General features: G+C 65.0%; 28 protein-coding genes. 3 read left to right on the forward strand and 25 right to left on the reverse strand.

Annotation, left to right across the window (positions count from 1 at the left end):
• Positions 1 to 95 precede the first annotated feature (95 nt).
• Positions 96 to 1,265 carry a GGDEF domain-containing protein gene (locus tag NUW51_RS00590; protein WP_265561754.1) on the forward strand — a complete coding sequence of 390 codons (1,170 nt, stop codon included), beginning with the start codon at positions 96 to 98 and terminating at the stop codon, positions 1,263 to 1,265.
• 39 nt (positions 1,266 to 1,304) lie between these two features.
• Here NUW51_RS00590 and metK read toward each other — a convergent pair whose 3' ends face one another.
• The 25 genes from metK to NUW51_RS00715 form a co-directional block, all read right to left on the reverse strand.
• The gene (gene metK, locus NUW51_RS00595) at positions 1,305 to 2,519 is read right to left on the reverse strand and encodes a methionine adenosyltransferase (protein ID WP_265561756.1); all 1,215 of its coding nucleotides are present in this window, start codon (positions 2,517 to 2,519) and stop codon (positions 1,305 to 1,307) included.
• 41 nt (positions 2,520 to 2,560) lie between these two features.
• Positions 2,561 to 4,216 (reverse strand): apolipoprotein N-acyltransferase, encoded by a 1,656-nt coding sequence (lnt, locus tag NUW51_RS00600; protein ID WP_265561760.1) that lies wholly within the window; start codon positions 4,214 to 4,216, stop codon positions 2,561 to 2,563.
• The gene (locus tag NUW51_RS00605; protein WP_265561762.1) at positions 4,216 to 5,097 is read right to left on the reverse strand and encodes a hemolysin family protein; all 882 of its coding nucleotides are present in this window, start codon (positions 5,095 to 5,097) and stop codon (positions 4,216 to 4,218) included. The genes lnt and NUW51_RS00605 overlap by 1 nt, the downstream gene beginning before the upstream one ends.
• On the reverse strand, positions 5,081 to 5,602 hold the full coding sequence (gene ybeY, locus NUW51_RS00610; RefSeq protein WP_265561764.1) for an rRNA maturation RNase YbeY: 522 nt from the start codon (positions 5,600 to 5,602) through the stop codon (positions 5,081 to 5,083). The genes NUW51_RS00605 and ybeY overlap by 17 nt, the downstream gene beginning before the upstream one ends.
• On the reverse strand, positions 5,603 to 6,595 hold the full coding sequence (locus NUW51_RS00615; RefSeq protein ID WP_265561766.1) for a PhoH family protein: 993 nt from the start codon (positions 6,593 to 6,595) through the stop codon (positions 5,603 to 5,605).
• On the reverse strand, positions 6,595 to 7,923 hold the full coding sequence (gene miaB, locus NUW51_RS00620) for a tRNA (N6-isopentenyl adenosine(37)-C2)-methylthiotransferase MiaB (RefSeq protein ID WP_265561768.1): 1,329 nt from the start codon (positions 7,921 to 7,923) through the stop codon (positions 6,595 to 6,597). The genes NUW51_RS00615 and miaB overlap by 1 nt, the downstream gene beginning before the upstream one ends.
• A complete protein-coding gene (locus tag NUW51_RS00625; protein WP_265561770.1) occupies positions 7,920 to 8,699 on the reverse strand; it encodes a lysophospholipid acyltransferase family protein in 780 nt (259 codons plus the stop codon). Before NUW51_RS00625 ends, miaB begins: the two co-directional genes overlap by 4 nt.
• The gene (locus NUW51_RS00630) at positions 8,665 to 9,093 is read right to left on the reverse strand and encodes a Fur family transcriptional regulator (protein WP_265561774.1); all 429 of its coding nucleotides are present in this window, start codon (positions 9,091 to 9,093) and stop codon (positions 8,665 to 8,667) included. The genes NUW51_RS00625 and NUW51_RS00630 overlap by 35 nt, the downstream gene beginning before the upstream one ends.
• A gap of 88 nt (positions 9,094 to 9,181) precedes the next feature.
• On the reverse strand, positions 9,182 to 9,604 hold the full coding sequence (locus NUW51_RS00635) for a MucR family transcriptional regulator (RefSeq protein ID WP_245113058.1): 423 nt from the start codon (positions 9,602 to 9,604) through the stop codon (positions 9,182 to 9,184).
• Positions 9,605 to 9,703: 99 nt separating this feature from the next.
• Entirely contained in the window at positions 9,704 to 10,189 is a 486-nt protein-coding gene (locus NUW51_RS00640) for a GNAT family N-acetyltransferase (RefSeq protein WP_265561781.1), read from the reverse strand.
• Positions 10,190 to 10,191: 2 nt separating this feature from the next.
• The gene (gene tsaB, locus NUW51_RS00645) at positions 10,192 to 10,809 is read right to left on the reverse strand and encodes a tRNA (adenosine(37)-N6)-threonylcarbamoyltransferase complex dimerization subunit type 1 TsaB (RefSeq protein WP_265561783.1); all 618 of its coding nucleotides are present in this window, start codon (positions 10,807 to 10,809) and stop codon (positions 10,192 to 10,194) included.
• Between the two features lie 95 nt (positions 10,810 to 10,904).
• Positions 10,905 to 11,483, reverse strand: coding sequence for a NifU family protein (locus tag NUW51_RS00650; protein WP_265587894.1), 579 nt, complete (start codon positions 11,481 to 11,483; stop codon positions 10,905 to 10,907).
• 31 nt (positions 11,484 to 11,514) lie between these two features.
• Entirely contained in the window at positions 11,515 to 12,417 is a 903-nt protein-coding gene (gene mmsB / locus NUW51_RS00655; RefSeq protein ID WP_265561786.1) for a 3-hydroxyisobutyrate dehydrogenase, read from the reverse strand.
• 241 nt (positions 12,418 to 12,658) lie between these two features.
• The gene (locus tag NUW51_RS00660) at positions 12,659 to 13,435 is read right to left on the reverse strand and encodes an enoyl-CoA hydratase (RefSeq protein WP_265561788.1); all 777 of its coding nucleotides are present in this window, start codon (positions 13,433 to 13,435) and stop codon (positions 12,659 to 12,661) included.
• Positions 13,436 to 13,540: 105 nt separating this feature from the next.
• A complete protein-coding gene (locus NUW51_RS00665) occupies positions 13,541 to 14,596 on the reverse strand; it encodes an enoyl-CoA hydratase/isomerase family protein (RefSeq protein WP_265561790.1) in 1,056 nt (351 codons plus the stop codon).
• Positions 14,593 to 14,967: a VOC family protein gene (locus NUW51_RS00670; protein ID WP_265561792.1), complete on the reverse strand. Its 375-nt coding sequence runs from the start codon at positions 14,965 to 14,967 to the stop codon at positions 14,593 to 14,595. The genes NUW51_RS00665 and NUW51_RS00670 overlap by 4 nt, the downstream gene beginning before the upstream one ends.
• A gap of 11 nt (positions 14,968 to 14,978) precedes the next feature.
• On the reverse strand, positions 14,979 to 16,121 hold the full coding sequence (locus tag NUW51_RS00675; RefSeq protein ID WP_265561794.1) for an acyl-CoA dehydrogenase family protein: 1,143 nt from the start codon (positions 16,119 to 16,121) through the stop codon (positions 14,979 to 14,981).
• A 43-nt stretch (positions 16,122 to 16,164) separates the two neighbouring features.
• Entirely contained in the window at positions 16,165 to 16,590 is a 426-nt protein-coding gene (locus NUW51_RS00680; RefSeq protein WP_265561796.1) for a hypothetical protein, read from the reverse strand.
• Positions 16,583 to 17,011 (reverse strand): hypothetical protein, encoded by a 429-nt coding sequence (locus NUW51_RS00685; protein WP_265561798.1) that lies wholly within the window; start codon positions 17,009 to 17,011, stop codon positions 16,583 to 16,585. The genes NUW51_RS00680 and NUW51_RS00685 overlap by 8 nt, the downstream gene beginning before the upstream one ends.
• Positions 17,004 to 17,387 (reverse strand): RidA family protein, encoded by a 384-nt coding sequence (locus tag NUW51_RS00690; RefSeq protein WP_265561800.1) that lies wholly within the window; start codon positions 17,385 to 17,387, stop codon positions 17,004 to 17,006. The genes NUW51_RS00685 and NUW51_RS00690 overlap by 8 nt, the downstream gene beginning before the upstream one ends.
• Positions 17,384 to 18,325 carry a polysaccharide deacetylase family protein gene (locus tag NUW51_RS00695; protein ID WP_265561802.1) on the reverse strand — a complete coding sequence of 314 codons (942 nt, stop codon included), beginning with the start codon at positions 18,323 to 18,325 and terminating at the stop codon, positions 17,384 to 17,386. Before NUW51_RS00695 ends, NUW51_RS00690 begins: the two co-directional genes overlap by 4 nt.
• A gap of 1 nt (position 18,326) precedes the next feature.
• On the reverse strand, positions 18,327 to 18,632 hold the full coding sequence (locus tag NUW51_RS00700; protein WP_265561804.1) for a hypothetical protein: 306 nt from the start codon (positions 18,630 to 18,632) through the stop codon (positions 18,327 to 18,329).
• 26 nt (positions 18,633 to 18,658) lie between these two features.
• Positions 18,659 to 19,396 carry a hypothetical protein gene (locus tag NUW51_RS00705; RefSeq protein ID WP_265561806.1) on the reverse strand — a complete coding sequence of 246 codons (738 nt, stop codon included), beginning with the start codon at positions 19,394 to 19,396 and terminating at the stop codon, positions 18,659 to 18,661.
• A 78-nt stretch (positions 19,397 to 19,474) separates the two neighbouring features.
• Positions 19,475 to 20,974, reverse strand: a complete 1,500-nt coding sequence (locus NUW51_RS00710) for a CoA-acylating methylmalonate-semialdehyde dehydrogenase (RefSeq protein ID WP_265561808.1) — start codon at positions 20,972 to 20,974, stop codon at positions 19,475 to 19,477.
• 110 nt (positions 20,975 to 21,084) lie between these two features.
• Positions 21,085 to 22,104: a putative metal-binding motif-containing protein gene (locus NUW51_RS00715; RefSeq protein WP_265561810.1), complete on the reverse strand. Its 1,020-nt coding sequence runs from the start codon at positions 22,102 to 22,104 to the stop codon at positions 21,085 to 21,087.
• Positions 22,105 to 22,407: 303 nt separating this feature from the next.
• Here NUW51_RS00715 and NUW51_RS00720 point away from each other — a divergent pair, with 303 nt between their 5' ends.
• Both NUW51_RS00720 and NUW51_RS00725 read left to right on the forward strand, forming a co-directional pair.
• Entirely contained in the window at positions 22,408 to 23,535 is a 1,128-nt protein-coding gene (locus NUW51_RS00720; protein ID WP_265587896.1) for a S8 family serine peptidase, read from the forward strand.
• Positions 23,536 to 23,655: 120 nt separating this feature from the next.
• Positions 23,656 to 25,071 carry a M20/M25/M40 family metallo-hydrolase gene (locus tag NUW51_RS00725; RefSeq protein ID WP_265561812.1) on the forward strand — a complete coding sequence of 472 codons (1,416 nt, stop codon included), beginning with the start codon at positions 23,656 to 23,658 and terminating at the stop codon, positions 25,069 to 25,071.
• Positions 25,072 to 25,110: the final 39 nt, after the last annotated feature.

Consider the following 25,110-nt stretch of genomic DNA (forward strand, 5'->3'; position numbering starts at 1 on the left):
AGGGCCCGCCTCGGTGCCGCCGGGATGACTTTCCAATTGGCCTGCAATCGTTTAGGTCTTGGCGCCTGTGGGGAATTCAGGGGACCTTGGACGCTATGTCCGATGGACGCATTTTCTTTTACCTCGTGCCGGGGATGTTTCTGCTATTCGGCGGGTTCCTCGTCGCGCTGTGGATGGCGGATCGCTCGCTCAAGGCGGCGCGCTGGGGGGCGTTGGCCTTCTTTGCCGGTGCGGGCGGGATCCTGCTCGATGCTCTGCGCCCTCCTAACGAGGAGTGGTTGCGCCATCTCGCGCTGACATTGCATTTCATTACCGTCGCATTGTTCATCCAGGCCTTCGCGCGGCGGCATGAGGAGGATTTGCCGACCGCCGCGCTTGGCATTGCCGCGATCGCCAGCCTTGTCTTCATGCCCTACCAACCACTGTCGCCGAGCGCGGAGGCGCGGCTCGTGCTCGTGCAGCTGGTCGCGCTCGCGATGCTCTTGTCGGTGCTGCCGCGCGCGATGCGGTGGCGCGATGGAAAGGCGATCGGGCGATTGGTCGTCGGCGCGCTCGCCATCGCGGCTTTCTCCTATTTCGTTCGCGCCGGGCTGTTCATGGCGCGGCCCGATACCGCGCCCGTCACCGACTTCTTCGCGAGCTTCTACAATGTGGTCTTCCATCTCACGACCGCGGTGATCGGCTTCTCGCTCGGGCTCGTGCTGCTCGTCGCGCTGGGTAGCGATGCGGTACGGCGGGAAAATCGCGAGACCGCGATCGATCCGCTCACGGGGCTCGGTAACCGGCGGCGGCTGCATTGGGCGATCAATTCGGACGAGGCGGGCAAATGGACCTGCGGCAGCGTCATCGCGATAGACCTTGACCATTTCAAGCTGGTCAACGACCGCTACGGGCACGAGGGTGGCGACCGGGTGCTGGTCGGGGTCGCCGATGCCTTGAAATTCGTGTTTCGCGGTCAGCGGATTTGTCGGCTCGGCGGGGAGGAATTCTTGATCCTGCTGCCGCGCGACCTGACCGGACAGCTTCCTGCGCTGGCGGGACGCGCGCTGGCCGCGATCGAGGCGCTGCGTTTCGAAAACCCGCTCGACAATTGCCGGGTCAGCGCCTGCGTGGGGACCGCGATCCGCCAGCAAGGCATGAGTATCGACGAGACCATCCGCGCCGCCGACAAGGCGGTCTATCGCGGCAAGGCCTCGGGACGCGGGCAGGTCAATAGCGCCGACGCCGCCAACGACGGGTCTCCAGAGGCCAATCGCAGCGCCTGACGGGCGGCACGGCGGCCGCCCCGATCACGACGCGGCGGACTAGCCCGCGACGGCGCTCTTCAACTCCTCGACAAGGTCGGTGCGCTCCCACGGGAAATAGTCGCCCTCGGCGGTGCGGCCGAAGTGGCCGTAGGCCGCGCTCTTCTCGTAGATCGGCTTGTTGAGCCCGAGATGGGTGCGGATCGCGCGCGGGGTCAGGCCGCCCAAGGTGTCGATCGAGAAGATCGCTGCCTCGATGGCGTCGTCGGGCACGTTGCCGGTCCCATGCGTATCGACATAGAGCGACAAGGGCTGGCTCACGCCGATGGCGTAGGCGAGCTGGATGGTGCAGCGGCGCGCCAGGCCCGCGGCGACGATATTCTTGGCGAGGTAGCGCGAGATATAGGCGGCCGAGCGGTCGACCTTGGTCGGGTCCTTGCCCGAAAAGGCACCGCCACCATGCGGCGCGGCGCCGCCATAGGTGTCGACGATGATCTTGCGCCCGGTGAGGCCGGCATCGCCGTCGGGGCCGCCGATGACGAAGCTGCCAGTCGGATTGATGTGATAAACGGTGTCGCCCGACAGGAGCCCGTCGGGCAGGATGTCGGCGACGACGCCCTTCACATAGTCCTTGAGCTCGGCTTCCTTCTCGGCCTTGTCATAGCCTTCGATATGCTGGGTCGAGACGACGACCGCGGTGCAGGCGACGGGGCGGCCATCCTCGTAGCGCAGCGTGACCTGGCTTTTGGCATCGGGTTCGAGGAAGGGGGCCTTTCCGCCATGACGGTCGGCGGCGAGCCGCTCGAGGATCTTGTGGCTGTAGTCGATCGCGGCGGGCATGAGGTCGGGGGTCTCGTCACAGGCGAAACCGAACATGATGCCCTGGTCGCCCGCGCCCTCGTCCTTGTTGCCGCTGGCATCGACGCCCTGTGCGATATGCGCGGACTGGGCGTGGAGGAAGTTCTCGAAGGTGAGATTGTCCCAGTGGAAGCCGTCCTGCTCGTAGCCGATGCGCTTCACCGTGGCGCGGACCTTGTCCTCGATCTCGCGCTTGATGCCGGGGGCCCATTCGCCGGTCGGCGTCATCACCCCTTCGCCGCGAATTTCGCCGGCGAGGATGACGCGATTGGTCGACACCAGCGTTTCGCAGGCGACGCGCGCTTCGGGGTCCTTGGAGAGGAACAGATCGACGATGGCGTCGGAAATCTGGTCGGCAACCTTGTCGGGATGGCCCTCGGACACGCTTTCCGAGGTGAAGAGGTAGGTCTTGCGCATGAAAATCCTGTTCGTTTGCCGAAGATGGCGTCGGCGAATACCTAACGAGGGCGTCTGGCGAGGGCAATGCCGGACAGGAAGAAGAGCCCGGCGATGGCTGCCGCGAGGAGATTGCCGAGATGGGCGAAGGGAGGCGGCGCCAGTGCGCGCGGCAGAAGCGCGTCGATATGGTCGGCGGTCCCCGACGGGATGGTCTCGATCAATCCGCCCTTGGCGTCGATGAGGGCGCTGATGCCGGTCGGGGTGGCGCGGATGACGGGCAGGCCCTCTTCGGCGGCGCGAAGCCGCGCCTGGGCGAGATGTTGGGGAGGGCCCCAGGCGCCGAACCAGGCATCGTTGGACGGGTTGAAGATCACGTCGGGTCGATCCTCGCGGTCGACCACGCGGCCCGAGAAGATGATCTCGTAGCAGATCTGCAAGCCCATGCGCAGATCGCGGTAGGGGAGTGGAAGGCTACGCGGGCCGGGACCGGCGGCGAAATCATAGGCTCCGGGTGCGAGGCGCGACAGGCCGATGGGCTCGAGCAGGCTGCGCATCGGCAGATACTCGCCATAGGGGACGAGATGGGCCTTGTCGTAGCGCGCGCTGATCGTGCCGTTGGGAGATAGGACGAAGATGCTGTTGGTGGCGGCATCGACCTCACGCCCGTCGGAGGACTGCACGCCGATCCCCCCGGTGACCAATGTCTGGCCATCGATCAGGCCGCGGGTGGCGCGCAGCCTCTCATATCGGGCGGCCGTTTGGCGGGCCTCGCGCTCGTCGAGCGCTGGCCGGGTGATGGCGGCTTCGGGCCAGAAAAGGATCTGCGGCGAGCCGAGGTCCGCCTCGCCCGGCTTGAGACTGAGCGTCGAGAGCCGGTCGGCGGCGATGCGATCGAAGCCCGCGCGCCACTTGTCGGCTTGGCCGATATTGGGCTGGACGATGCGGATGACCGGCCAATGGGTCGAAGGATCGGGAGGCGGCGGGGGCTCGGGGAGGCTGCCATCGCTATCGGCAGCGGGCGCGGAGGGCTGTTCGGCGGCGCTATTCGGCTGCACGGCCTCCCGCGTCTGTTCGATGAGGGGTTGCTGGGGCAGCAGAAGCGCGGCGGCGAGGGACGCGGCGACGATCGCAGCGGCCTTGATCCGCTTGAGCGCTGCCCACCAGAGCGCCGCGCCCGCGATGACGATGATGCCCGACATGGCGTAGGTGCCGACGAGCGGTGCGAGGCGCAGCGCGGGCGTGGGCACGAGCGCGACGGCCAGCGGATTCCATGCAAAGCCGGTGAAGAGGGTGGCGCGAAGCCATTCGCCGATGATCCAGAAGCCGGCGAGGAACAGACCGAGCGCGAGCGGCTGGCGTTTCGAAAGATTCCAAGCGCCCAGGCTCGCGAGCATCGGGTAGACGGCAAGGTAGAGGCTTAGGAGCACCACCGCGATCCAGCCGAGCCAGGCGGGCATGTTCGACTGGAAGGTAAAGGCGGTGGCGATCCAGTTGAGACCGAGCGTGAATTGGCCGACGCCGTATAGCCAACCGAGCAGCGCGGCGCGTTTCGTGGTCGGCGCGGCGTGGAGCAGCATGAGGAGCCCGCTCAGCGAAAGGATCAGGAGCGGCCATGCGCCGAGCGGCGCGAACCCGGTCGCCCCCAACAGGCCGAGGCCGAGGGCAAGCCAGGGCGCGGCGCGATGGCTCGCGGTCACTGCACGAAGGCGATCCATTATTCGGTGGCGTCGGGCTGGGCCGGTTCGGGCGCGTGAATGCGCAGGCGCGTCATGCGCTTGGGTTCGGCCTCGACGCATTCGAGGCGCCAGCCCGAGGGGTGCTCGACCGACTGGCCCGGCTCGAGGATGCGGCCGGCAAGGAGGAAGGCAAGGCCACCCAAGGTATCGACTTCATCCTCTTCCCAGGCGAGCGCGGGATCGACATGCTCGATCACCTCGTCCATCTCGACGCGCGCATCGGCCTCCCAGACGCCTTCGTCGAGCAGGACCAGCGCCGCCTCGGGCGTCTCGTCATGTTCGTCCTCGATCTCGCCGATGATCTCCTCGACCACGTCCTCGATAGTGACGAGACCCTCGGTGCCGCCGAATTCATCGACGACCACCGCCATGTGCACACGTTGGGTGCGCATCGAGGCAAGAATATCGATCACCCCCATGGTGGTGGGCACGAACAAGGGCTCGCGCATGAGGTCCTCGATGCGCTTGGGCTTGGTCCCGACCTCGGCGGCAAACAGGTCCTTGATGTGGATCATGCCGATGATCTCGTCGAGATTATCGCCGGTGACAGGCAGGCGGCTGTGTTCGGCATCGGCGAATTGCGCGACGAGGCTGTCGAAATCGGCGTCGCGGCGGACCGCGATGATGTCGCCGCGTGGCACGCAGATATCCCCTGCCGTCCGGTCGGCGAAATGCAAGAGGTTGCGAAGCATGGTGCGTTCGTGCGGGCTGAGGTCGCCGACCTTGGCAGGGCCGGCCTCGTCGGCCTCGTCGATCGCTTCCTCGATCTGGTCGCGCAGCGATTGTTCTTCGTCGTCGCCAAAGAAAAGCGCGCGCATGCCGCGCCAGATTCGCGAGCCTTCGTCAGGCTTGGTGGCCATTACGGTCTCCATAGGGGTCGGCGATCCCAAGACGGGCGAGCGCGCGGGTCTCGCGCGCTTCCATGTCGGTCGCTTCTTCATCGTTCATGTGATCGTAGCCAAGGAGGTGCAGCATGCCGTGCACCATCAGGTGGCGGGCGTGATCCTCGAGGCTGATGAACTTTTCGGCGGCCTCGCGCGCGCAGACGCCATGGGCAAGCGCCATGTCGCCGAGCATCAGCGGCGGGCCGGGCCTGTCGGCTTCGTCCAGTTCCTCGGGCTCGGCCATGGGAAAGCTCAGCACGTTGGTCGGCTTGTCCTTGTCGCGCCACTGGCGGTTGAGGTCGTGGACGTCGGCGTCGGAGAGGAGGGCGAGGCTGATCTCGACCTCGCGACCGCTGTCGGCAAGGACGGGAAAGGCGCTTTCGGCGATGGCGGCGCGCAGCGTTGGCTCGGCAAGCTCGCTCAAGCGAGCGCTGCTACTGTCCCAGTCGTCGTCGGCGTCGATATTGATGGTGAGGCTCATTCAAGGGCCTTCATAGGCTTCGACGATGCGTCCGACCAGAGGGTGGCGCACGACGTCGGCCGCGGTGAAGCGGGTCATGGCGATCCCATCGACACCCTCGAGCTTGTCGACCGCATCGGCAAGCCCCGAACGCGTGCCGTCGGGAAGGTCGACCTGAAGCGGATCGCCGCATACGACCATGCGGCTGCGCATGCCGAAGCGGGTGAGGAACATCTTCATCTGCGCCGGCGTGGTGTTCTGCGCTTCATCGAGGATGATGAAGGCGTCGTTCAAGGTGCGACCGCGCATGAAGGCGATGGGCGCGATCTCGATCTCGCCGCTGGCGATGCGTCGCTCGACCTGTTCGCCGGGGAGCATGTCGTAGAGCGCATCGTATAGCGGGCGCAGGTATGGATCGACCTTTTCCTTCATGTCGCCGGGCAGGAAGCCGAGGCGCTCGCCCGCCTCGACCGCGGGTCGCGAGAGGATGAGGCGTTCGACCGCGCCGGTGATGAGCATGGAGACGGCTTGGGCCACGGCGAGATAGGTCTTGCCGGTGCCTGCCGGGCCCAGCGCGAAGATCATGTCCGACTTGGCCAGCGCCTTCATATAGACGGTCTGGTTGGCCGAGCGCGGGGCGATGGTTTTCTTGCGGGTGCGGATGAGGACCTTGGGCGGGTCGGCGACTTCCTTGTCGATGATGCCGTCGAGGCGCGGCTGGTTGGCCATGCCGATGACGGCCTCGATGACCTCGGCGTCGACATCCTGTCCTTGGTCGAGGCGTTCGTAGAGGCCGAGGAGCACTTCGCGGGCGCGATTGGCGCTGTCGGCCTCGCCCTCGATCATGACCTTGTTGCCGCGCGCGGCGATGTTCACCCCGAGCCTGTCCTCGATGATCACGAGGTGGCGGTCATATTCGCCGAACAGGGGGCCGAGCAGGAAAGGCTGGTCGAATTCCAGTTCCAAGCGGGCGCGGTCCTCGTGGACGGCGGCGACAGCGTCGCGTTTTGCCATTAAGCGGCGGCCTCCTTCGGGCGGATGATTCCCGCCAGACTATTGGGCAAAGCGTCAAGGATGTCGACGGTCAAAATGTCGCCGATCTGCGCGTCGGTCTCGGCGAAGACCGATTGCAGCCACGGCGACTTGCCGATCATCTGGCCCGGAAGACGGCCCTTGCGGTCGATCAGCACGTCCATCGTGGCGCCGATCTTGGACCGGTTGAAGGCGAGGCTCTGCTCGGCGAGCTGCGCCTGGAGACGCTGGAGGCGCTCGTTCATGACCTCTTCGGGGACCTGCCCGTCCATGTCGGCAGCGGGGGTGCCCGGGCGCGGCGAATATTTGAAGCTGAAGGCGCTGGCATAGCGCGCGTCGCGCACGACTTGCAGCGTTTCCTCGAATTCGGCGTCGCTTTCGCCCGGGAAGCCGACGATGAAGTCGCCGGAAATGGCGAGATCGGGGCGCGCCTCGCGGAAGCGCTCGACGAGGCGCAGATAGCTCTCCACCGTATGATGGCGGTTCATGGCCTTGAGGATGCGGTCCGAACCGGCCTGCACGGGCAGGTGCAGATAGGGCATCAGCTTGTCCACCTCGCCATGTGCGGCGATCAGCCCCTCGTCCATGTCGGCAGGGTGGCTGGTGGTGTAGCGGATCCGTTCGAGTCCATCGATCCGCGCGAGTGCGCGAACGAGCAATTCGAGGCCGCCGTCCTGCCCCTTTTCATTTTCGCCGCGCCACGCCGAGACGTTCTGGCCGAGGAGGGTGATTTCCTTCGCCCCGCCATCGACCAATGCATGCGCCTCGTCGACGATATCGGCCCACGGGCGGCTGATCTCGGCGCCGCGGGTGTAGGGGACGACACAATAGGTGCAGAATTTGTCGCAACCCTCCGCGACCGTGAGGAAGGCACTCGGCCCCGACTTGCGGCGCTTGGGCATGGCGTCGAACTTGCTGATCGCCGGCATGTCGGTGTCGACCGGGCGTTCGCCCTTTTCGACCTGCGCGACGAGGTCGGGAAGGCGGTGATAGGCTTGCGGGCCGACGACGACGTCGATCATCTTCGAGCGGCGCTGCGCCTCGGCGCCTTCGGCCTGCGCCACGCAGCCGGCGAGCGCGATGGTGGGACGGCTGCCATCCTCGCGCTTGAGGCGGCCGACGTCCGAATAGGCTTTCTCGGCGGCTTTTTCGCGGATGTGGCAGGTGTTGAGGACGACGAGGTCGGCGTCCTCGCCATCCTCGGCGGCGCGCATGCCCTTTTCGTCGAGGAGCTCGCCCATTCGTTCGCCGTCATAGACGTTCATCTGGCAGCCGAAGCTCTTGATTCGGTAGGTTTTCGTATCGGTCATGATGGCCGCGCCATAGCCGAAGGCGCGTCATCCACAAAGCCCAGTGCCGCACCGATGCGCGCATGGGCCTCGCGTGCCATCGCCTTGCGGTCCTCGGTAATGCAAATGGGCTCGAGCATGCGCACCTTCACGCGCACCGGTTTCCAGCGGGACAGGACGCGTTTCACATTGTCGAGGCCGGGCTCTCCGGCATGCCAGGCGATGGCGGCGGCTTCGTCGAAATCGAGAGCGACGGGGATGAGATGCGCGCCCTCGGGCGCCGGAGTGATGGCCTTGAGGAGCGGCGATCGGAAGGGGAGGAGCTGAGTGCCGTCGCTAGTCGTGCCTTCGGGGAAAAGGGCGAGCGGGAGATGGTGGTCGAAGCGGCGGCGGATGGCGTCGATCTGTTCATCGACACTGCGCCGGTTCTGACGCGTGATGTAGAGCGTGTCGCGCTGATCGGCGAGCCATTTGGTCAACGGGTGGTCCTGGACCTCGGCCTTGGACACGAAGGCGCAGCCGGTCGCGCTTCCCATGGCGAGAATGTCGAGCCAGCTGACATGATTGACGAGCAAGAGGCTGCGGCGCGCTGGTGCGGGGCCGACGCGTTTCACACGAAGTCCCATGATGAAGCCCGAGCCGCGCAGGAACCAGCGGGCGATCGGCCCACGACCGGTCAGGCCGCGTACGATGAGGTGGAGCGGGGCGAGCAGTGCGAGGAGGAGGGCCAGGAGGACGAGCCGAAGCCCGACCAGCGGCCAGTTAGTCGCCGGGGTTGCGGTCGAGGGCGACGCCATAGAGCTCCATCCGATGATCGACGAGGCGGTAGCCCAGCTTCTCGGCGATGCGCTTTTGTAGCAATTCCAGCTCCTCGTCGACGAACTCGACGACCTTGCCCGTCTCGACATCGATGAGATGGTCGTGATGCGCATCGGAAGCCGCTTCGTAGCGCGAGCGCCCGTCGCCGAACTCGTGGCGCTCGAGGATCCCTGCCTCCTCGAACAGGCGGACGGTGCGGTAGACCGTCGCGATCGAGATGTTGGGATCGACCTTGTTGGCGCGCTCGTGGAGCATCTCGACGTCGGGATGGTCCTCGCTCTCGCCAAGCACCTTGGCGATGACGCGGCGCTGCTCGGTGATGCGCAGCCCCTTTTCGGCGCAGATGGCCTCGAGATCGATCTTGCGGGTCATGCTGCCGGGTTAGCGGGAGCGGGCGGCAATGAAAAGGGGCAGTGCCGTGCTGGCACCGCCCCTTTTCGAGACCATGAGATCGTCGCGGTTACTTGCGCTTGCCGCGCTTGGCCTTGGTGCCGAGCCCGATCTTCTTGGCGAGCTGGCGGCGCTGTTCCGCATAGTTGGGCGCGACCATCGGATAGTCGGCGGGCAGGCCCCACTTCTGGCGATAGTCGTCCGGGGTCATGTCGTAGTGCGTCATGAGGTGGCGCTTGAGCATTTTGAGCTTCTTGCCGTCCTCGAGGCAGACGAGATAATCGGGCTTGACCGAGGCGCGCACCGACACGGCGGGCTGCGGCTTTTCTTCGGGCTTCTCGGCGCCGCCGTGCAGCTTGGAGAGCGCGCCATGCACATTCTCGATCAGTTGGGGCACGTCGCCGACGGCGACCATGTTGTTGCCAAGATGCGCGGCAACGATTTCGGCGGTGAGCGTGATCAGCGTCTCGTCGCGCAGGGTATCTTCGTCCATGTCAATTTCTTTCCGAGCAAGTAATCCGTCTATTGTCCGAAACGAACTTCATCGGCTTTATGACGACGTCAAATATTTCGCAAGTGGCGCGAGCCAGCCCTAGTCAAGCTTAATATAGGTCAAGGCGTCGCGACGTTCGCCGTCGGCCCCGCGATAATAATCGCGGCGCCGACCGGCGATCCGAAAGCCTGCCTGTTCGTAGAAATGAACTGCTCGATTGCCGTCGCGCACTTCGAGGTGAAGGCGATTGGCACCCGCGGACTTGGATTGTTCGACGAAATGATCGAGCAGCATACGGCCAAAGCCTTCGCCCTGTGCCGCGGGATCGACAGCGAGAAGCAGCAATTCGCTTTCATCGAGCAGGGTGCGCCACAAGGCGAATCCTGCGGGTGGAGCGTCCTCCGACGGGCGGACCAGCGCAAGATGGACGCCCCGCATCGGCAGGATTCCGGCGCATTGTCCGCGGTTCCAGGCTTCGCCAAAAGCGGGATCGAACGCGGCCGTCATCAGGCGCATCACCGCGTCGAGATCGTCATAGCCCCCGCGCTCGATGCAGATGGTCCGCGGCGTGGGAAAGCTGGCCATGATCAGGCGGCCTTGGGCTTGGCGTCGGGAGCCCGGACATACAGCGGGGCAAGGTCGAGCTCGCGCAGCGGGGCGGGCAGGAGGGCGGCATGATCGGCGAGCGGATCGAGCGTGATCGCCTCGATGGTCGCTCCGGCCTCGGTGAGTGCATCGACAGCGGGGCCGGCGACGAGGTCGGCCTCGAGTGTTGCCGCTGCTGCTTCGGGGCGCAGGCTTTGCGGTGCCTCGAGCGCCTTGAGCGAGCGGCCGCCAAAGGGTTGGACGAACAGTTCTCCATGCCCGCCCTGCATGACCGAAGTGATGCGGTCCGCATCGGGGCGCGCGGCGCGGGCGGCGGCGGCGATGACGGCGAGCGAGGAAAAGCCTGCGAGAGACACGTTCCAGCCGATCGCCAGTCCTTGGGCGGCGGCGAGGCCGACGCGGATACCGGTAAAGCTGCCAGGGCCGACCGACGCGAGGATATGGTTGGGAATGCGGGGGCCGAGCAGGGCCTCGATCATCGGCACGAGCTTCTCGGCATGGCCGCGCCCGATGCGCTCGGCGCGCGCGTCGACCACGGCATCACCGTGCAATAACGCAACGCTGCACATGGCCGTCGATGTCTCGATCGCGAGGATCAAGGCGCTTCTCCCGATACGCCCCCCGAGTCGGGATGACGACATAGTTGGCTGGAAAGCGCAAGCCCCGGCGCGGGAGCTGCGGTGAGGGAATTATTCTAGACGGCTTCGACGCTGACGACTTCGGGGACGTAATGCTTGATCAGCCCTTCGATGCCGTTCTTGAGAGTGATGGTCGAAGAAGGGCAGCCCGAGCAGGCACCCTGCAGCTGGAGGAAGACATGCCCTTCCTTGTAGCCGCGATAGACGATGTCGCCGCCATCCTGCGCGACGGCGGGGCGGACGCGGGTCTCGATGAGGTCCTTGATCTGGTCGATGATGTCGGCATCGGCAGGATCGTCCTCGAAGGCCAGTTCCTCGTCTGGCGCGACGGCGATGTCGGCGGCGCTGCCCGGCTTGAACAGCGGCGTGCCGGTCAGGAAATGATCCATCAGCGTTTCGAGCACGATGGGTTCGAGCTGGGGCCATTCAACGCCGGGCGCGGCGCTAACCGACACGAAGTCGCGACCGAAATAGACGCCATCCACCATCTGCGTGTTGAACAGCGCTTCGGCGAGCGGACTGGCTTCGGCTGCCTCCATGGTCGGGAAGTCGCGCCCGCCCGTTTCCATGACGGTGCGGCCCGGCAGGAACTTGCGGGTGGACGGATTCGGCGTGGTTTCGGTCTCGATCAGCATGGCGCCCATGTGGGAGCCAAATCGGAGCGGATCAACCCTTTTTGTCGGGATCCCAGCTGTCGTCGATCATCTTGATGATGGCCGAGAAATCGAGGCCCGCGCCGCCGCGATCGACGAAGCGCTGGTACAGTTCCTCGGCCTCGCCGCCCATCGGGGTGTAAGCGCCCGACGCCTTGGCGGCGTCCATGGCGAGCTTCAGATCCTTGAGCATGAGCGCGCTGGCGAAGCCGCCCTGATAGCCGCGATCGGCGGGGGTTTCGGGGCCGACGCCGGGGACGGGGCAATAGCTGGTCATCGACCAGGACTGACCCGAGGCCTTGGACGAGATGTCGTAGAAGGTCTGGAGGTCGAGGCCGAGTTTCTCGGCGAGCGCGAAGGTCTCGGCGGTGGCGGCCATGGTGGCGCCCAGCAGCATGTTGTTGCAGATCTTGGCGGCTTGTCCCGCGCCCGCGTCGCCGGCGTGGATCACCGCCTTGCCCATCTTGTCGAGGATCGGCTGGGCGCGGGCGAAGCCGTCCTCCGAGCCGCCGACCATGAAGGTGAGGGTGCCGGCGTCGGCGGCGGCGATGCCGCCCGAGACGGGCGCGTCGACCATATTGAGGCCCGCGTCGGCCGCTTGCTTTTCGACCGACCGCGCGGTGTCGACGTCGATAGTCGAGCAGTCGATCAGGATCGCGCTCTTGTCGGCGTTGGGGATGACGCTGTCGGCATAGACCGACGCGACATGCTTGCCGGCGGGGAGCATGGTGACGATCGCTTCGGCGCCGGTTACGGCGGCGGCAGCGTCGGCGACGGGGGTGCAGCCGTGCTCACGGGCGCGGTCGAGCGCATCTTGTGACAGGTCGAAAGCCATGACTTCATGGCCCGCCTTGGCGAGGTTCGCGGCCATCCCGCCGCCCATGTTGCCGAGGCCGATGAAGGCGATTTTTGCCATTAAGTTGCCCCTCAATCTAAAAATAGCAGCTTTACAAAGACCGCGAACATAACGATGCCCACTAAGAAGAACATGGGTATTTGGAAGAGATGTAAGGCTCGCCACAACCGCCGATTCAGAGGGGTTGCGTCGGACACGATCCAATCTGAGAAATTACCTTCACCTTTTCTGTAATCGTTCATGGCCGTGTAACTCAGCCATATCCCTACTCCCCCTAACGCCAAGCATACGAAAGCGAAGATCATTTACCGGTCCAATTCCCCGGGCGCTTTTCGACGAAGGCGGTCATGCCCTCTTTCTGGTCTTGTGTGCCGAAGAGGCCATGGAACAGGCGGCGCTCGAAGTTCACGCCTTCGGCCAGCGTCATTTCATAGGCCGCGTTCACCATTTCCTTGTTCGCCATGGCGGCGAGCGGGGCCATGGAGGCGATGGTTGCGGCGGTCTTCAGCGCTTCGTCAACGAGGTCGGCGGCGGGGACAACCTTGGCGACGAGGCCCGAGGAGAGCGCTTCCTCGGCGCCCATCATCTCGCCAGTGAGGCACATATGCATGGCCTTGGCCTTGCCGATGGCGTGGGTGAGGCGCTGCGAACCGCCCATGCCGGGGGTGACCCCGAGCTTGATTTCGGGCTGGCCGAACTTGGCGCCGTCGCCCGCGATGATGAAGTCGGCCATCATGGCGACCTCGCAGCCGCCGCCCAAGGCGTAGCCGTTGACCGCGGCGATCCACGGCTTGCGGGTCGCGGTGACCTGTTCCCATCCCTTGAAGAAGTTCGCCTTGTACATGTCGGCGAAGCTCTGGTCCTGCATTTCCTTGATGTCGGCGCCGGCGGCGAAAGCTTTTTCCGAGCCGGTCAGGACGAGGCAGCGCTGGCTGTCATCGGCGTCATAGGCAGCGAAGGCGTCAATGAGGTCGGCGAGGACCTGGCTGTTCAAGGCATTGAGCGCCTTGGGGCGGTTCAAGGTGACGAGGGTGACCGCGTCACGCTGCTCGACGAGGATGGTTTCATATTCGCTCATTGTCTTCTCTCCGTCGCCCCAGCGTAGGCTGGGGCCCATGTCAGGTCCGTCGGCGCCATGCCCGCTGGCATGGATCCCAGCCTTCGCTGGGATGACGGGTGGAAATTATGACGCCTGCGGGAAAGGCGTCCATGCCTCGTTCTCGGGGAGCGGGGCGAACAGTTCATCGACGATTGCCTCGCTCACGCCCTGCGGGGTGGCGGGATCGAACTTGGGTTCATTGTCCTTGTCGACGAGGAGGGCGCGGACGCCCTCGATGAAATCGTGGGTGCGCACGACCTTGGAGGCGAGGGCATATTCGGCCTTCATTTCCTCGGCGAAATCCTCGCGCTGGGCGCCTTCGCGGACGAGGCGTAGCGAGACCTTGAGGCTGAGCGGCGACTTGGTGCCGATGGTGTCGCGTTCGGTGTCCGACCAATCGCTTTCGCCATTCTCGAGGCTTTCGCAGATTTGCTCGACCGTTTCGTGCTGAAAATGCTTGGCGATGCGCGGAAGATTCTCCTCGATCCGCGCCTCGGGCGGCGTCGAGGAAGCATTGCCAAGCGCGCCCTGCATGCGCGCGGGTGCGGCGATGAGGCGCTCCTTCAATTCCTCGAGGTCGCTGCTCTGCACATAATGAGTGGCAAGGCCGAGATAGTGGCATTCGGCGCCGTCGAGGCGGGCGCCGGTCAGCGCCATGAATTCGCCGACATGGCCGGGCAGGCGGGAGAGATAGCGCCCGCCGCCGACGTCGGGGAAGAGGCCGATGCCGGTCTCGGGCATGGCGAGGCGGGTGTTTTCGGTGGCGACGCGATAGGTGCAGGGCAGGCTGATGCCGACACCGCCGCCCATGGTGATTCCGTCCATGATCGCGACCACTGGCTTTGCGTAGGTGAAGAGCAGGTGGTTGAGCCGATATTCGGCGTGGAAGAAGGCGGCGGCTTCCTTGCCGTCCGACTTGCCCGAATTGTAGAGCGCGACGACATCGCCGCCCGCGCAGAAGCCGCGTCCCTCGCAATGGTCGACCATGACGGCGTCCACGTCGGGATCCTCGGCCCAGCCGAGCAGCGCCTCGCTCATCTTGTCGCACATGGCGTGGGTGAGCGCGTGGATCGCTTTGGGACGGTTGAGGCGAAGACGGCCAAGGCGGCCCTCGCGAAGGATGATGACGTCGTCGGTCATGCGGCTCTCTTATGTTCGATGAGATCCCAGCGATTGCCGAAGGGATCCTTGAAGACGGCGACCGTCCCGTAGCCTTCGCGCCGGGGCGGTTCGAGGAATTGGACGCCCGCAGCAGTCATACGGGCATGGTCGGTGTCGAAGTCGGTGCTTTCGAGGAACCAGCCGACGCGGTCTGCGGCCTGTCGACCGATCGCGTCGCGCTGATCGTCCGTGGACGGCTGTGCAAGAAGCAGGCGAGCGCCGGCGCGGCCGCCGACGACAAGCCAGCGCTTGCCATTGCAGAGCGGCGTATCCTCGATCACGTCGAAGTCCAGCGCCTGCGTGAAGAAGGCGACGGCCTCATCATAGTCGGGGACGATCATGGTGGTCATCGCCAGCGCGGTCATTGGCGCAGCATGTCGCGGCTGATGATCATGCGCATGATCTGGTTGGTGCCTTCGAGGATCGAATGGACGCGAAGGTCGCGCCAGAAGCGCTCGATCGGATAGTCCTGGAGGTAGCCGTATCCGCCGTGGAGCTGGAGCGCGCGATCGACGACGGCCGAGCCGGTGTCGGTGGCAAGGCGCTTTGCCATGGCGGCGAAGCGGGTTTTGTCGGGGGCGTTCTCGGTCACCTTGACGGCGGCGGCGTAGAGGAGCTGGCGCGCGGCCTGCAGTTCGGTCTCCATGTCGGCGAGCATGAACTGGGTGTTCTGGAAATCGGCGATGGCACGGCCGAACTGCGAACGCTCCTTGGTGTAGTTGACGGCCTCGTCGAGGCAGCGCTGCGCGCCGCCAAGCGAGCAGGCACCGATATTGAGGCGGCCGCCGTCCAATCCCATCATGGCGATGCGGAAGCCTTCGCCCTCACCGCCGAGGCGATTGGAAACGGGGACGCGGACGCCGTCGAAATTGACCTGGCGGGTGGGCTGGCTGTGCCAGCCGAGCTTCTTCTCGTTGGCGCCGAAGGAGACGCCGTCCATGTCCTTCTCGATGACCAGCGCGGAAATGCCCTTGGGGCCGTCCTCGCCGGTGCGGACCATGACGACATATACCTCATTCTCGCCAGCGCCCGAGATGAAGGCCTTGGAGCCCGAGACGACATAATGGTCGCCATCGAGGACCGCCTTGGTCTTCAAGGCAGCAGCGTCCGAGCCCGAGGAGGGTTCGGTGAGGCAGTAGCTCGCCATCCGCTCCATCGGGATGAGGTCGGGGAGATATTTGTCCTTGAGGTCCTGGTCGCCAAAGCGGTCGATCATCCAGGCGGCCATGTTGTGGATCGAGATGAAGGCGCTGGTCGAGGGGCAGCCATAGGCCATGGCTTCCATGATGAGCGCGGCTTCGAGGCGCCCAAGGCCGATGCCGCCCGATTCCTCGGACACGTAGATCGAGCCGAAGCCGACTTCGGCGGCCTGTTTAATCACGTCCTTGGGGAAGATATGCTCTTCGTCCCACTTGGCAGCGTGGGGGGTGATCGCATCGGCGGTGAATTTCTGCGCCATCTCCTGGATCTGGCGCTGATCGTCGGTAAGATCGAACTGGGTCATGGGGCGCGCCCTAGCACCCATTTCGACAGGGGCAAAGAGGGGGTCAGGCGCAGCGTTGGTAGGTGGTGCGTTTGGCGCGATTGTCGGGCCAACGCAGGAGACTGCCGCGCTGGAAGGCGAGCGTCTCGCGCGCGCCGCCGGGCGAAGAAAATGTGAAGCGTGCCTCGCCGTCGATGCTGTGCAGTGTATTGAGGCTGCCGCGATAGGCGAAACCGACATCGGTGACGTCGATATATTCGGTCATGTAGCGATTGTCGGGGTCGCAATCGGCGGCGCTGACCCCGTAGCGGCCTTCATGCGCGGCAAGCGCCGAACGATCCGAAAGGTCGTTGATCTCGGTCGACAGCTGGAGTTCTGGCGCAATGGCGGCCGGCTGGTCGTAGCCGATGGTGCCGCCCTCGTCCTCGCTCGGCAGTTCCGTGCAGGCTGCCAGGATCACGGGAAGGAAGAGAAGGCGCGGATCAGGCATCGGGGCAGCGCCGATAGCGGGTAGTGGCGGCCTCGGGCCCGATGGTCGACCAGCGCAGCGTGCGGCCCTCGTCGCTGGCGGCGAAGCGGTGGCGTTCCTCGCCCGATGGCGTGTCGAAGGTAGCGTAGATACTGTTGGTCGATTGCGTCTCGACGGCGGTAATGGCGCCGGTCGTGTCGCCGGCGCGATACCCCGTCTCGTCGACGATGAGCGTTTCGGCGGGGTCGCAGGAGGCGGGATCGGGGGTGCCATCGGCGGTCTCGAGAAAGGCACCGCGCGTGGTGAAGGGCATGGTGCCTTCGGGTGCCTTTTCACCAAGTTGCGCGGCGGGGGGCGAGACGGAGTCGGGCGCTTCCTCGGTGGGCTCGGCGGAACAGGCAGCCAGCGCGAGCGACACGACAAGGGGAATGAACCTAGGCATCGTCGAGCATGGCCTCCGCTTCCACTTCGATGCGCCATTCCTCGCGCAAAAGCGCGGCGACCACAACCATGGTGGCGGCTGGGCGGCGTGTCCCGAAAAATTCGGCATGCACCTTGCCGATCGCATCGGCATCGGCGGGGTCTGTGATGAACATGCGAGTGCGCACGACGTCCTCGGCGCTGCCGCCCAATTCCTCGATCGCCTTGACCGCGATAGCGAAGCAGCGGCGGGTCTGCGCGGCGGCATCGCCGGGAGTCGAGTTGCCGTCCTCCTCGACCGGACCGGTGCCCGCGACGAGAATGCGGTTGCCGTGCCGGACGGCGCGGCTGAAGCCGTAGAGACCTTCATAGGGGCTGGTGCCCGAGGTGCGTTTCATCGGGCGATCCTCTCGTCGATCATGGTTTTCAACGCCTCCTCGTTGTTGCCGTCGAACCAGCGAGGCTCGGGCAGGTCGGCCTGCCAGGCGAGCTGTTCGAACAGGGTGCCGCCCGACCAGTCGGTGACGGGATAGGCGTCGTAAGCAGGGTCGGCATAGACGATGTCGGGCGAGACGATGGTCCAGCCCTTGGCGCGCAATGCGGCGACGAGGTCGTCGACGTAGAAGGCAGCGATGTCGGTTTCGTGGAGCAGCATCATATGCGGGACCGGGCGGCCGGCCACGCGCTCGGCAAGTTCGGCGTAGAATTCGGCGGCGGCGACATGATGATCGACATACGCTGCGCCCAGCGCCTCGCGATCATAAGGGCGGTTCTCGCGCTCATAGGTGATTGCAGCGCTCTCGAAGACCCAGTCGGAGGCATTGACGCTGACCCAGGCTTTTCTGAGGCCGCGCTCGTGAATGGCGCGCCTCGAGGCGTCGCGCTTTGCGCCATCGCGAGCGCCTTCGTCGAGATAGGGATAGCGCAGCCAGGCGCGATATCCCTCGCGGCCCTCAAGCCATTCCTCGGCTGCATCGACGCCGGCGAGCCATTCGTCGAGGTCGGTCGAGGAGAGTCGTGCGTGCGTTTGCGTGTGGTTGGCGATTAGGTGGCCTGCTTTGACATAAGCGGCGATTCGCTCCCCGGCGCCCTCCTTGCCCTCCATCGTGATGCCGCCCGGATTGAGAAAGAAAACCGCTTGGTCGACGTTCGCTTCGTCGAGCGCGGCGATGAGGCGGCGGGTGCGCTCGTCGTGACTTAGCCAAGGCCCGCGGGTGCGCGGAACGTCATCGAAACTGAGCGCGATGAGCTTGTCGCCGGCTGCAGCGGCGGGCTGCGTCGTGGCGCAGGCGGTGGCGAAAAGCCCGGCGAGGGCGATGCAAAACAGACGGATCATCTCAATTCCCGAGAAGCGTGAAAGAAAGATCGTAGGCACATGGGCCGGCGCCGATACTGTGGACGGTGACCAGTAGGTGGTAGTCCGCGCTACCCAGCGTGATAACGAGATCGTTGAACGCACTGCTACTGACATTGTCGATCAGGACAAGGATGCCGCCATCCTGTTCGATCGCGGAGATCGCTTGGGCGCCGCCCGTGCGGCGCGGCGCGAAGGCGATGGGGAAAACACCGGCGTCGATCAGCCCCGGGCCATGCTCGTCGTGCAGGACGAGCGCACCGGCAGCGATGATATCGCGCTTGTTCATCCGGCCCATCATCGAGGACACGCCGCTCACTTCATTTTGACCGCGAACGTGTCTTCGTGGCCGGTAAGGAAGGAGCGTAGCTGGGGCGACATGTCGCCCGAACCGTCGTAGCCGTGCGTCCTGGCACGGGCGTCCCATTCCTCGGCGGTGCCGGTCGACATATGGGCGCCGAAGGCCGGCCAATTGGCGAAGGTGCCGATGGTCATGACATCGAAGTCGGCGCCCATTTCGCCGTACCAGAGGGTGTTTGTGGCCATGTCGAATTCTTGGAAAATCGCGTTTTCGCGGGCGCGGCTGTCGTAAAGCTCGGGCTTCATTTCGGCGCGGGCCTTGAACATCTCGAGGAGGTAGAGACCGGAAGCGCTGACCCTTGCCTTCATCTCAGCAACGGCGGGGCCGCGAGCGAACCAATCGCTCTCATGGTCGGCATGCGCCTCCAATGCGGTGCACCATTCGCTGGCCTCGCAAGATTTGGCGAAATAGTCGGCGTAGCTGCCGACAGGCTGGAGAAGCATGAAGTCCCATTGCGCGCCTTGGTTGTGACGCAGGCGGAAAGGGATGGCGCAGCCGTCAGCGGCGGTCGTTCCTTGTTCACCCAACCCCTCGATAATCGCCTTCGCCTCATACCATTGGCCGGGCGCGGCGCGGATCATCGTGATGCGATAGAGATCGGGGGAATGAACCGCCGGATCGGCGAGATCCTGCGTTGCGGCGGGCGCGGCGATTGCCAGCGCGGTCGCCGTTAGAAGGACGGTGCGGATCATGCGGTTCTCCCCTGATTAAGGGGGAGGCTATGATCCGCACCATTGCGTGTCTATCGCTATTTGACGAACAACTCGTCGCTAGCCCATCGTCGGGATGACGAAGGCGTTGTCGTGATCGCCCTGCGCCGAGCCGTCGGGCCAGCGCTGGGTGACCTTCTTCGCCTTGGTCCAGAAGCGGATGCCGTCGGGGCCGTGCTGGTCGATGTCGCCGAAGCCCGAACGCTTCCAGCCGCCGAAGGTGTGGTAACTGACCGGCACCGGGATCGGCACGTTGATGCCGACCATGCCGACATTAACGCGCGCGGCGAATTCGCGCGCGGCATGGCCGTTGCGGGTGAAGATGGCGACGCCATTGCCGTACTGATGGTCGCTCGGCAGGCGCACGGCCTCCTCGAAATTAGCAGCGCGGACCATCTGGAGGACGGGGCCGAAGATCTCTTCCTTGTAGCTTTCGAAGTGCGGCTTCACATGGTCGAACAGCGTCGGGCCGACGAACCAGCCGTCGGTGCCCTGCAATTCGAGCCCGCGGCCGTCGACGACGAGCTCGCCGCCTTCGTCGGCGCAGGTCTGGATCCACTTTTCAACGGCGGCGCGATGCTCCTTGGTGACCACCGGGCCATAATGAGCCTCGGGGTCGGTCGACACGCCGACGCGAAGGCCCTCGATCGCGGGGATGAGTTTTTCGCGCAGACGCTCGGCCGTGTCCTCGCCAACGGGCACGACAACGGGGAGCGCCATGCAGCGTTCGCCGGCCGAGCCGAAGGCCGCGCCAGTAAGGTCGTTGACCACCTGGTCGAGATCGGCGTCGGGCAGGACGATGCCGTGGTTCTTGGCGCCGCCGAAGGCCTGGACGCGCTTGCCGCGCGCGGTGCCGCCCGAATAGATATATTCGGCGATGGCCGAGGAGCCGACGAAGCTGATCGCCTTGACGTCCTCATGCTCGATGATCGCATCGACCATTTCCTTGTCGCCATGGACGACGTTGAGGATGCCGTCGGGAAGGCCTGCTTCAGTTATCAGTTCGGCGAGGCGAACGGGGACGCTGGGGTCCTTTTCCGAGGGCTTCAGGATGAAGGCGTTGCCGGTGGCGATGGCGGGGCCGAACATCCACATCGGGATCATGGCGGGGAAATTGAACGGGGTGATGCCCGCGCCGATGCCCAGGGGCTGGCGCATCGCATAGACATCGATGCCGGGCCCGGCGCCAAGGGTGAATTCTCCCTTCATCAGGTGCGGGATGCCGCAGCAGAATTCGATCACGTCGAGACCGCGCTGCACATCGCCCTTGGCATCATCGACGACCTTGCCGTGCTCACTGGCGAGCAGTTCGGCGAGTTCCTGATGGTGAGCTTCGACGAGCTCCTTGAACTTGTAGAAGATGCGCGCGCGCTTTTGCGGGTTCATCGCGGCCCAGGCGGGCTGGGCGGCCTTGGCGGCATCGACCGCCTGCTGGAGCGCATCCTTGTCGGCCAGCGCGACCTCGGCCTGTTGCTTGCCTTCGCTGGGATTGAAGATGGGGTGCTTGCGGCTGCCGAGGGCGACCGACTTGCCGTTGATATAGTGGTTCACGCTACGCATGAGGCTCTCTCTCCTGATCCTTTGGCCCGCGTCCTAGCGAGCATGAGCGCATAAGAAAAGCGGCGCGGGGGTGAGCCGCGCCGCTTTGTCGTTTGGCCGATCAGGCAGGGTCAGCCGGCCGGAAAATCCTCATCGACATCGCCATCGCAGTCGTCGTCATTGCCGTTGGGGATGTCCCAGGCGGCGGGATTGACCTTGATGTTGAGATCATCGCAGTCATCGCCGCGATAGACCGTGCCGTTGCTCCCGACATTATAGGGTCGCGCATCGAAAAAGCGGTCGCCGTCGCGGTCGAGCTCGCCATAGGTGCGTGGGTCGCAATCCTCGTCATGCCCTTCGTCGGGAATCTCGGGATTGCCCGGATAGCGGTTGGGGTCGTTATCATCGCAATCATCGCCGCCGAAGGCGATGGCCGTGACACCGTCTCCGTCCTGATCGGTGTTGATCAGGCCGGAGGACCCGATCGTAAAGCGCTTGAACGGCGCCCCGATGCCCGTCAGGCTGACCTCCATCGGGACTTGCAGCAGGCCCAGTTCGATCAGCTTTGCCGCGTCCACCTCTTCGGTGCCACACGAGTTGGATTGGCGAACGCGGTCGACCATTCGGCCGATGCGATTACCCGACGCGCGAGCACAATTGGTGCCGTCGAGCGAGAAGGAGCGGATCGTCATCATCGGGCTGATCGTCATCGTCGCGCCGTCGGCGTACATCGACCAACTGCCCTTCTGGACCGCATCGGCGTAGGTCTCCCAGAACGCCATACAGCGATCGTTGCAGTTGCCGGGCTTGCTTGGCACCGCATTGACAAGCCGATGGCCGGTCAAATGCTGACCGCTGACCCGAAGGACGATCGATCGGGTCGGGGCGCTGCTATTTGCCGCGGTGAGATAACCGTAGCCGATTACCGAGGGCGCCACGTCGATCCGAGCGAGTTCAGGGCGGATATATTCCTTGGGGAGGCGCAGACGCTCCTCGGGGATCACCACCCGCTGCGTCGGCGCAGGCACGTTGAGGGTGGGTAGTTTCTTGACCTGCACGCGCGGTAGGGTCGGCTGGACCTTCACATCCTGCGCGGCGCTGGCGGCGGTAACGAGGCTGGCGCTGGCCAGCAGGGCAATGGTGTAACGCATGACGTCTCTCCCCCAAGGCGGTTGTCGCGCCGATGTTAATCTCAATTAAGCGCGACTGCGAAGGATTATCTTTTCGCCGTGCCGCGATCACAAAACGGGTGGTTAACAGGAGAGCGTTCCCAATCGCCACAATGTTGATGACAATTGTTTCTAATCGGTCACAGTGCCGACTTTTCGTCGCTATTCCAGCGCTTTGTCGGCTGGCGGACTTGACCGGCAAAATAGTTAGCGGAAGCCTGCTGACATCGGAGTAAACGGAGCGTGGGGCTTCGTCCGACATGGGGAGTACGGACTTTGAAAAAGATGATTGCGTACACGACCGCCGCGGTATCGGCGGTAGCGATGGCGACTGCCGCGCAGGCAGCGCCCGCCCGCCCGATTTCGGGCCAGTATATCTGCACTTTCACTGCCTCGGTGGCGCCCGGGCAGGTTCGGGCCGAAGCGGCCCGGGCCGCCAACCCTTCGGGTGGCCAGGTCATCCAGACGTACAGCCACGCCGTGCGCGGCTTTGCAGTGCGCCTCCCGGCGGGCCAGTCGGCGCGCTCCGACATGGCGGCGCTGAAGGCCAACAATGCGAAGATCAAGGGCTGCGAGCGCGACATGGCGATCTCGCTGAGCCTCGCGCCCGGTGGCAAGCGGGGCGGCGGCGGCTCGATCAGCGAGCGCACCGATTGGGGCGTGACCCGCGTCGGTGGCCCCGGTGTTGGTGTTTCGGGCAAGACGGCCTGGGTGATCGACAGCGGGATCGACCTCGATCACGAGGATCTCAACGTCGACGTGGCGCGCTCGGCCAACTATGTCGGTCGCGACGCCAATGACGAGAACGGTCACGGCACCCATGTCGCGGGCACTATCGCAGCCAAGAACGGCAATGGCGTCGGATTTCGCGGGATCGCTGCGGGCGCGCCCGTCGTCGCCGTGCGCGTGCTCGACCGTCGCGGTTCGGGTTCGACCTCGGGCGTGATCGCCGGCGTCGATTATGTCGCCGCCAATGCCAAGTCGGGCGACGTTGCCAACATGAGCCTTGGCGGTGGCATCTCGACCACGCTCGACAATGCGGTCGTCGCGGCCTCGACCTACGGCGGCAAGAACGTCTATTTCGTGCTCGCTGCGGGCAATGAGAGCGATGATGCCAATAACCACAGCCCGGCGCGCGCCAACGGGCCCAACGTGTTCACCGTTTCGGCGATCGATTCGAACGATACGCTGGCGAGCTTCTCCAACTATGGTTCGCCGGTCGATTATGCCGAGCCCGGCGTCAGCATCGGTTCGACCTACAAGGACGGTGGATATGCCGCCTTGTCGGGTACCTCGATGGCCGCGCCGCACCTCGCCGGTATCCTGATGACGATGACGGGCGCCAATGTGGCGACCGACGGAGTCATCAACGGCGACCGCGACGGCAATCCGGACCCGATCGGCGTGCGCTGATCAGCATCAGCCCCTGATGTGAGGGAAGGGTCGGCGCAGCGATGCGCCGACCCTTCTCCTTTTGGGAGGGCTTTTCAAAGGGTCGCGGGCTTGCCAGTCTGAGGGAAAGGAGATGCCCTGATGACCCTCACGCTCGCCGCCCTGATGATGCTCGCTTCGCAACAGCATGGAGAGGGCCACGGCCATCACGGCCAGCAAGCGCGGGGGCATCATGACCAACATGGCGCGGTCGACGCGCGGCTCGAGGCGCTGTCGGCCGATGTTTCGGAGGCGCGGCTGCGCGCCGATCTCGAGGCGATGGTGGGATTTGGCACGCGCCACACCTTGTCGAGCCAGAGCGACCCTGAACGAGGGATCGGCGCGGCGGTCGACTGGGTGCTTGCCGAGATGGACAGGATCGGGCTCGAGCCGGTCAAGGTCTGCGACACGGTAACGGTCGAGCCACGCATTCCCAAGCCGACACGCGTGTGCAGCGCGGTCGGGATCAAGCGGGGCACCGAGCGGCCAGATGATGTCGTCATCTACACCGCTCATCTCGACAGCCGGGTCAGCGACATCATGAACGCGACCGACGATGCGCCGGGCGCCAATGACAGCGCCTCGGGCGTGGCGGGTGGATTGGAAGCGGCGCGGCTGCTTGCTGACGAGCATTTTGCGGGCACCATCGTCATCGCTGCGCTGGCGGGCGAGGAGCAGGGGCTGGTCGGTGCACGGATCCTCGCCGATTACGCCAAGGCACAGGGCTGGAACGTTATCGCCAATCTCAACAACGACATGATCGGCGGCAATTGCGGGTCGGACGGCTATTGCGAGCCGGATGTCATTCGCGTCTTTTCGGAAGGGCCGCGGCGACAGGGCAATGATGCGGCGATGCGCGCGGCGATGCACCGGCTGGGAGGCGAGAATGACGCGCCGAGCCGCAACCTGTCGCGTTGGCTCGACGCGCTGGCCGATCGCTTGCCGGGCATCGGGCTCGACGTCCGCCAGGTGTGGCGCACCGACCGCTGGGGTCGGGGCGGCGATCATATCCGCTTTCTAGAGGCGGGTTATCCGGCCGTGCGGGTGACCGTGCCGGTCGAGGATTACGACCACCAGCATCAGGACCTGCGGACCGAGGACGGCGTCTTCTATGGCGATGTGATCGCCGAGCTCGACTTCGCCTATATGGCCAAGGCCACACGGCTCAACACGGCGGCGATGGCAGCGCTGGCGAGCGCGCCGCCCCCGCCGATGGGGGTCGAGGCGGAAGGCGCGGTGCAAACCGACACGATGCTGCGCTGGAAAGCGGTGGACAGCGCCCACCATTACAAGGTTGTTTGGCGGCGGACTGATGCGTCGAACTGGGGGGAGGAGCACCGCCGGGTCGATCCCGCCCAATGCCGCGAAGATCGCTGCGAGGTGGTGCTGGAAGGCGTGCGGGTCGACGACTGGATGTTCGGAGTGGCGTCGGCGAGCGCCGAACATCACTACAGCCCGGTGGTCTCGGCGGTGCCCGGTGGCGATTTCGCGCCGATTGCCGAAGGAAGCGAGGAATAGTCCCCTTTCTTTTTTCGCGCATCGTCCCCACATCAAGGG

The organism is Sphingomicrobium arenosum (assembly GCF_026157085.1).
In the GTDB taxonomy this organism is placed as follows: domain Bacteria; phylum Pseudomonadota; class Alphaproteobacteria; order Sphingomonadales; family Sphingomonadaceae; genus Sphingomicrobium; species Sphingomicrobium arenosum.

What these genes read in the sequence shown, in the direction of transcription:
- NUW51_RS00590 (WP_265561754.1), top strand. Translation starts at nt 96, where the DNA reads ATGTCCGATGGACGCATTTTCTTTTACCTCGTGCCGGGGATGTTTCTG.
- metK (WP_265561756.1), bottom strand. Translation starts at nt 2,519, where the DNA reads ATGCGCAAGACCTACCTCTTCACCTCGGAAAGCGTGTCCGAGGGCCAT.
- lnt (WP_265561760.1), bottom strand. Translation starts at nt 4,216, where the DNA reads ATGGATCGCCTTCGTGCAGTGACCGCGAGCCATCGCGCCGCGCCCTGG.
- NUW51_RS00605 (WP_265561762.1), bottom strand. Translation starts at nt 5,097, where the DNA reads ATGGCCACCAAGCCTGACGAAGGCTCGCGAATCTGGCGCGGCATGCGC.
- ybeY (WP_265561764.1), bottom strand. Translation starts at nt 5,602, where the DNA reads ATGAGCCTCACCATCAATATCGACGCCGACGACGACTGGGACAGTAGC.
- NUW51_RS00615 (WP_265561766.1), bottom strand. Translation starts at nt 6,595, where the DNA reads ATGGCAAAACGCGACGCTGTCGCCGCCGTCCACGAGGACCGCGCCCGC.
- miaB (WP_265561768.1), bottom strand. Translation starts at nt 7,923, where the DNA reads ATGACCGATACGAAAACCTACCGAATCAAGAGCTTCGGCTGCCAGATG.
- NUW51_RS00625 (WP_265561770.1), bottom strand. Translation starts at nt 8,699, where the DNA reads ATGGCGTCGCCCTCGACCGCAACCCCGGCGACTAACTGGCCGCTGGTC.
- NUW51_RS00630 (WP_265561774.1), bottom strand. Translation starts at nt 9,093, where the DNA reads ATGACCCGCAAGATCGATCTCGAGGCCATCTGCGCCGAAAAGGGGCTG.
- NUW51_RS00635 (WP_245113058.1), bottom strand. Translation starts at nt 9,604, where the DNA reads ATGGACGAAGATACCCTGCGCGACGAGACGCTGATCACGCTCACCGCC.
- NUW51_RS00640 (WP_265561781.1), bottom strand. Translation starts at nt 10,189, where the DNA reads ATGGCCAGCTTTCCCACGCCGCGGACCATCTGCATCGAGCGCGGGGGC.
- NUW51_RS00650 (WP_265587894.1), bottom strand. Translation starts at nt 11,483, where the DNA reads ATGCTGATCGAGACCGAAACCACGCCGAATCCGTCCACCCGCAAGTTC.
- mmsB (WP_265561786.1), bottom strand. Translation starts at nt 12,417, where the DNA reads ATGGCAAAAATCGCCTTCATCGGCCTCGGCAACATGGGCGGCGGGATG.
- NUW51_RS00660 (WP_265561788.1), bottom strand. Translation starts at nt 13,435, where the DNA reads ATGAGCGAATATGAAACCATCCTCGTCGAGCAGCGTGACGCGGTCACC.
- NUW51_RS00665 (WP_265561790.1), bottom strand. Translation starts at nt 14,596, where the DNA reads ATGACCGACGACGTCATCATCCTTCGCGAGGGCCGCCTTGGCCGTCTT.
- NUW51_RS00670 (WP_265561792.1), bottom strand. Translation starts at nt 14,967, where the DNA reads ATGACCACCATGATCGTCCCCGACTATGATGAGGCCGTCGCCTTCTTC.
- NUW51_RS00675 (WP_265561794.1), bottom strand. Translation starts at nt 16,121, where the DNA reads ATGACCCAGTTCGATCTTACCGACGATCAGCGCCAGATCCAGGAGATG.
- NUW51_RS00680 (WP_265561796.1), bottom strand. Translation starts at nt 16,590, where the DNA reads ATGCCTGATCCGCGCCTTCTCTTCCTTCCCGTGATCCTGGCAGCCTGC.
- NUW51_RS00685 (WP_265561798.1), bottom strand. Translation starts at nt 17,011, where the DNA reads ATGCCTAGGTTCATTCCCCTTGTCGTGTCGCTCGCGCTGGCTGCCTGT.
- NUW51_RS00690 (WP_265561800.1), bottom strand. Translation starts at nt 17,387, where the DNA reads ATGAAACGCACCTCGGGCACCAGCCCCTATGAAGGTCTCTACGGCTTC.
- NUW51_RS00695 (WP_265561802.1), bottom strand. Translation starts at nt 18,325, where the DNA reads ATGATCCGTCTGTTTTGCATCGCCCTCGCCGGGCTTTTCGCCACCGCC.
- NUW51_RS00700 (WP_265561804.1), bottom strand. Translation starts at nt 18,632, where the DNA reads ATGAACAAGCGCGATATCATCGCTGCCGGTGCGCTCGTCCTGCACGAC.
- NUW51_RS00705 (WP_265561806.1), bottom strand. Translation starts at nt 19,396, where the DNA reads ATGATCCGCACCGTCCTTCTAACGGCGACCGCGCTGGCAATCGCCGCG.
- NUW51_RS00710 (WP_265561808.1), bottom strand. Translation starts at nt 20,974, where the DNA reads ATGCGTAGCGTGAACCACTATATCAACGGCAAGTCGGTCGCCCTCGGC.
- NUW51_RS00715 (WP_265561810.1), bottom strand. Translation starts at nt 22,104, where the DNA reads ATGCGTTACACCATTGCCCTGCTGGCCAGCGCCAGCCTCGTTACCGCC.
- NUW51_RS00720 (WP_265587896.1), top strand. Translation starts at nt 22,408, where the DNA reads ATGATTGCGTACACGACCGCCGCGGTATCGGCGGTAGCGATGGCGACT.
- NUW51_RS00725 (WP_265561812.1), top strand. Translation starts at nt 23,656, where the DNA reads ATGACCCTCACGCTCGCCGCCCTGATGATGCTCGCTTCGCAACAGCAT.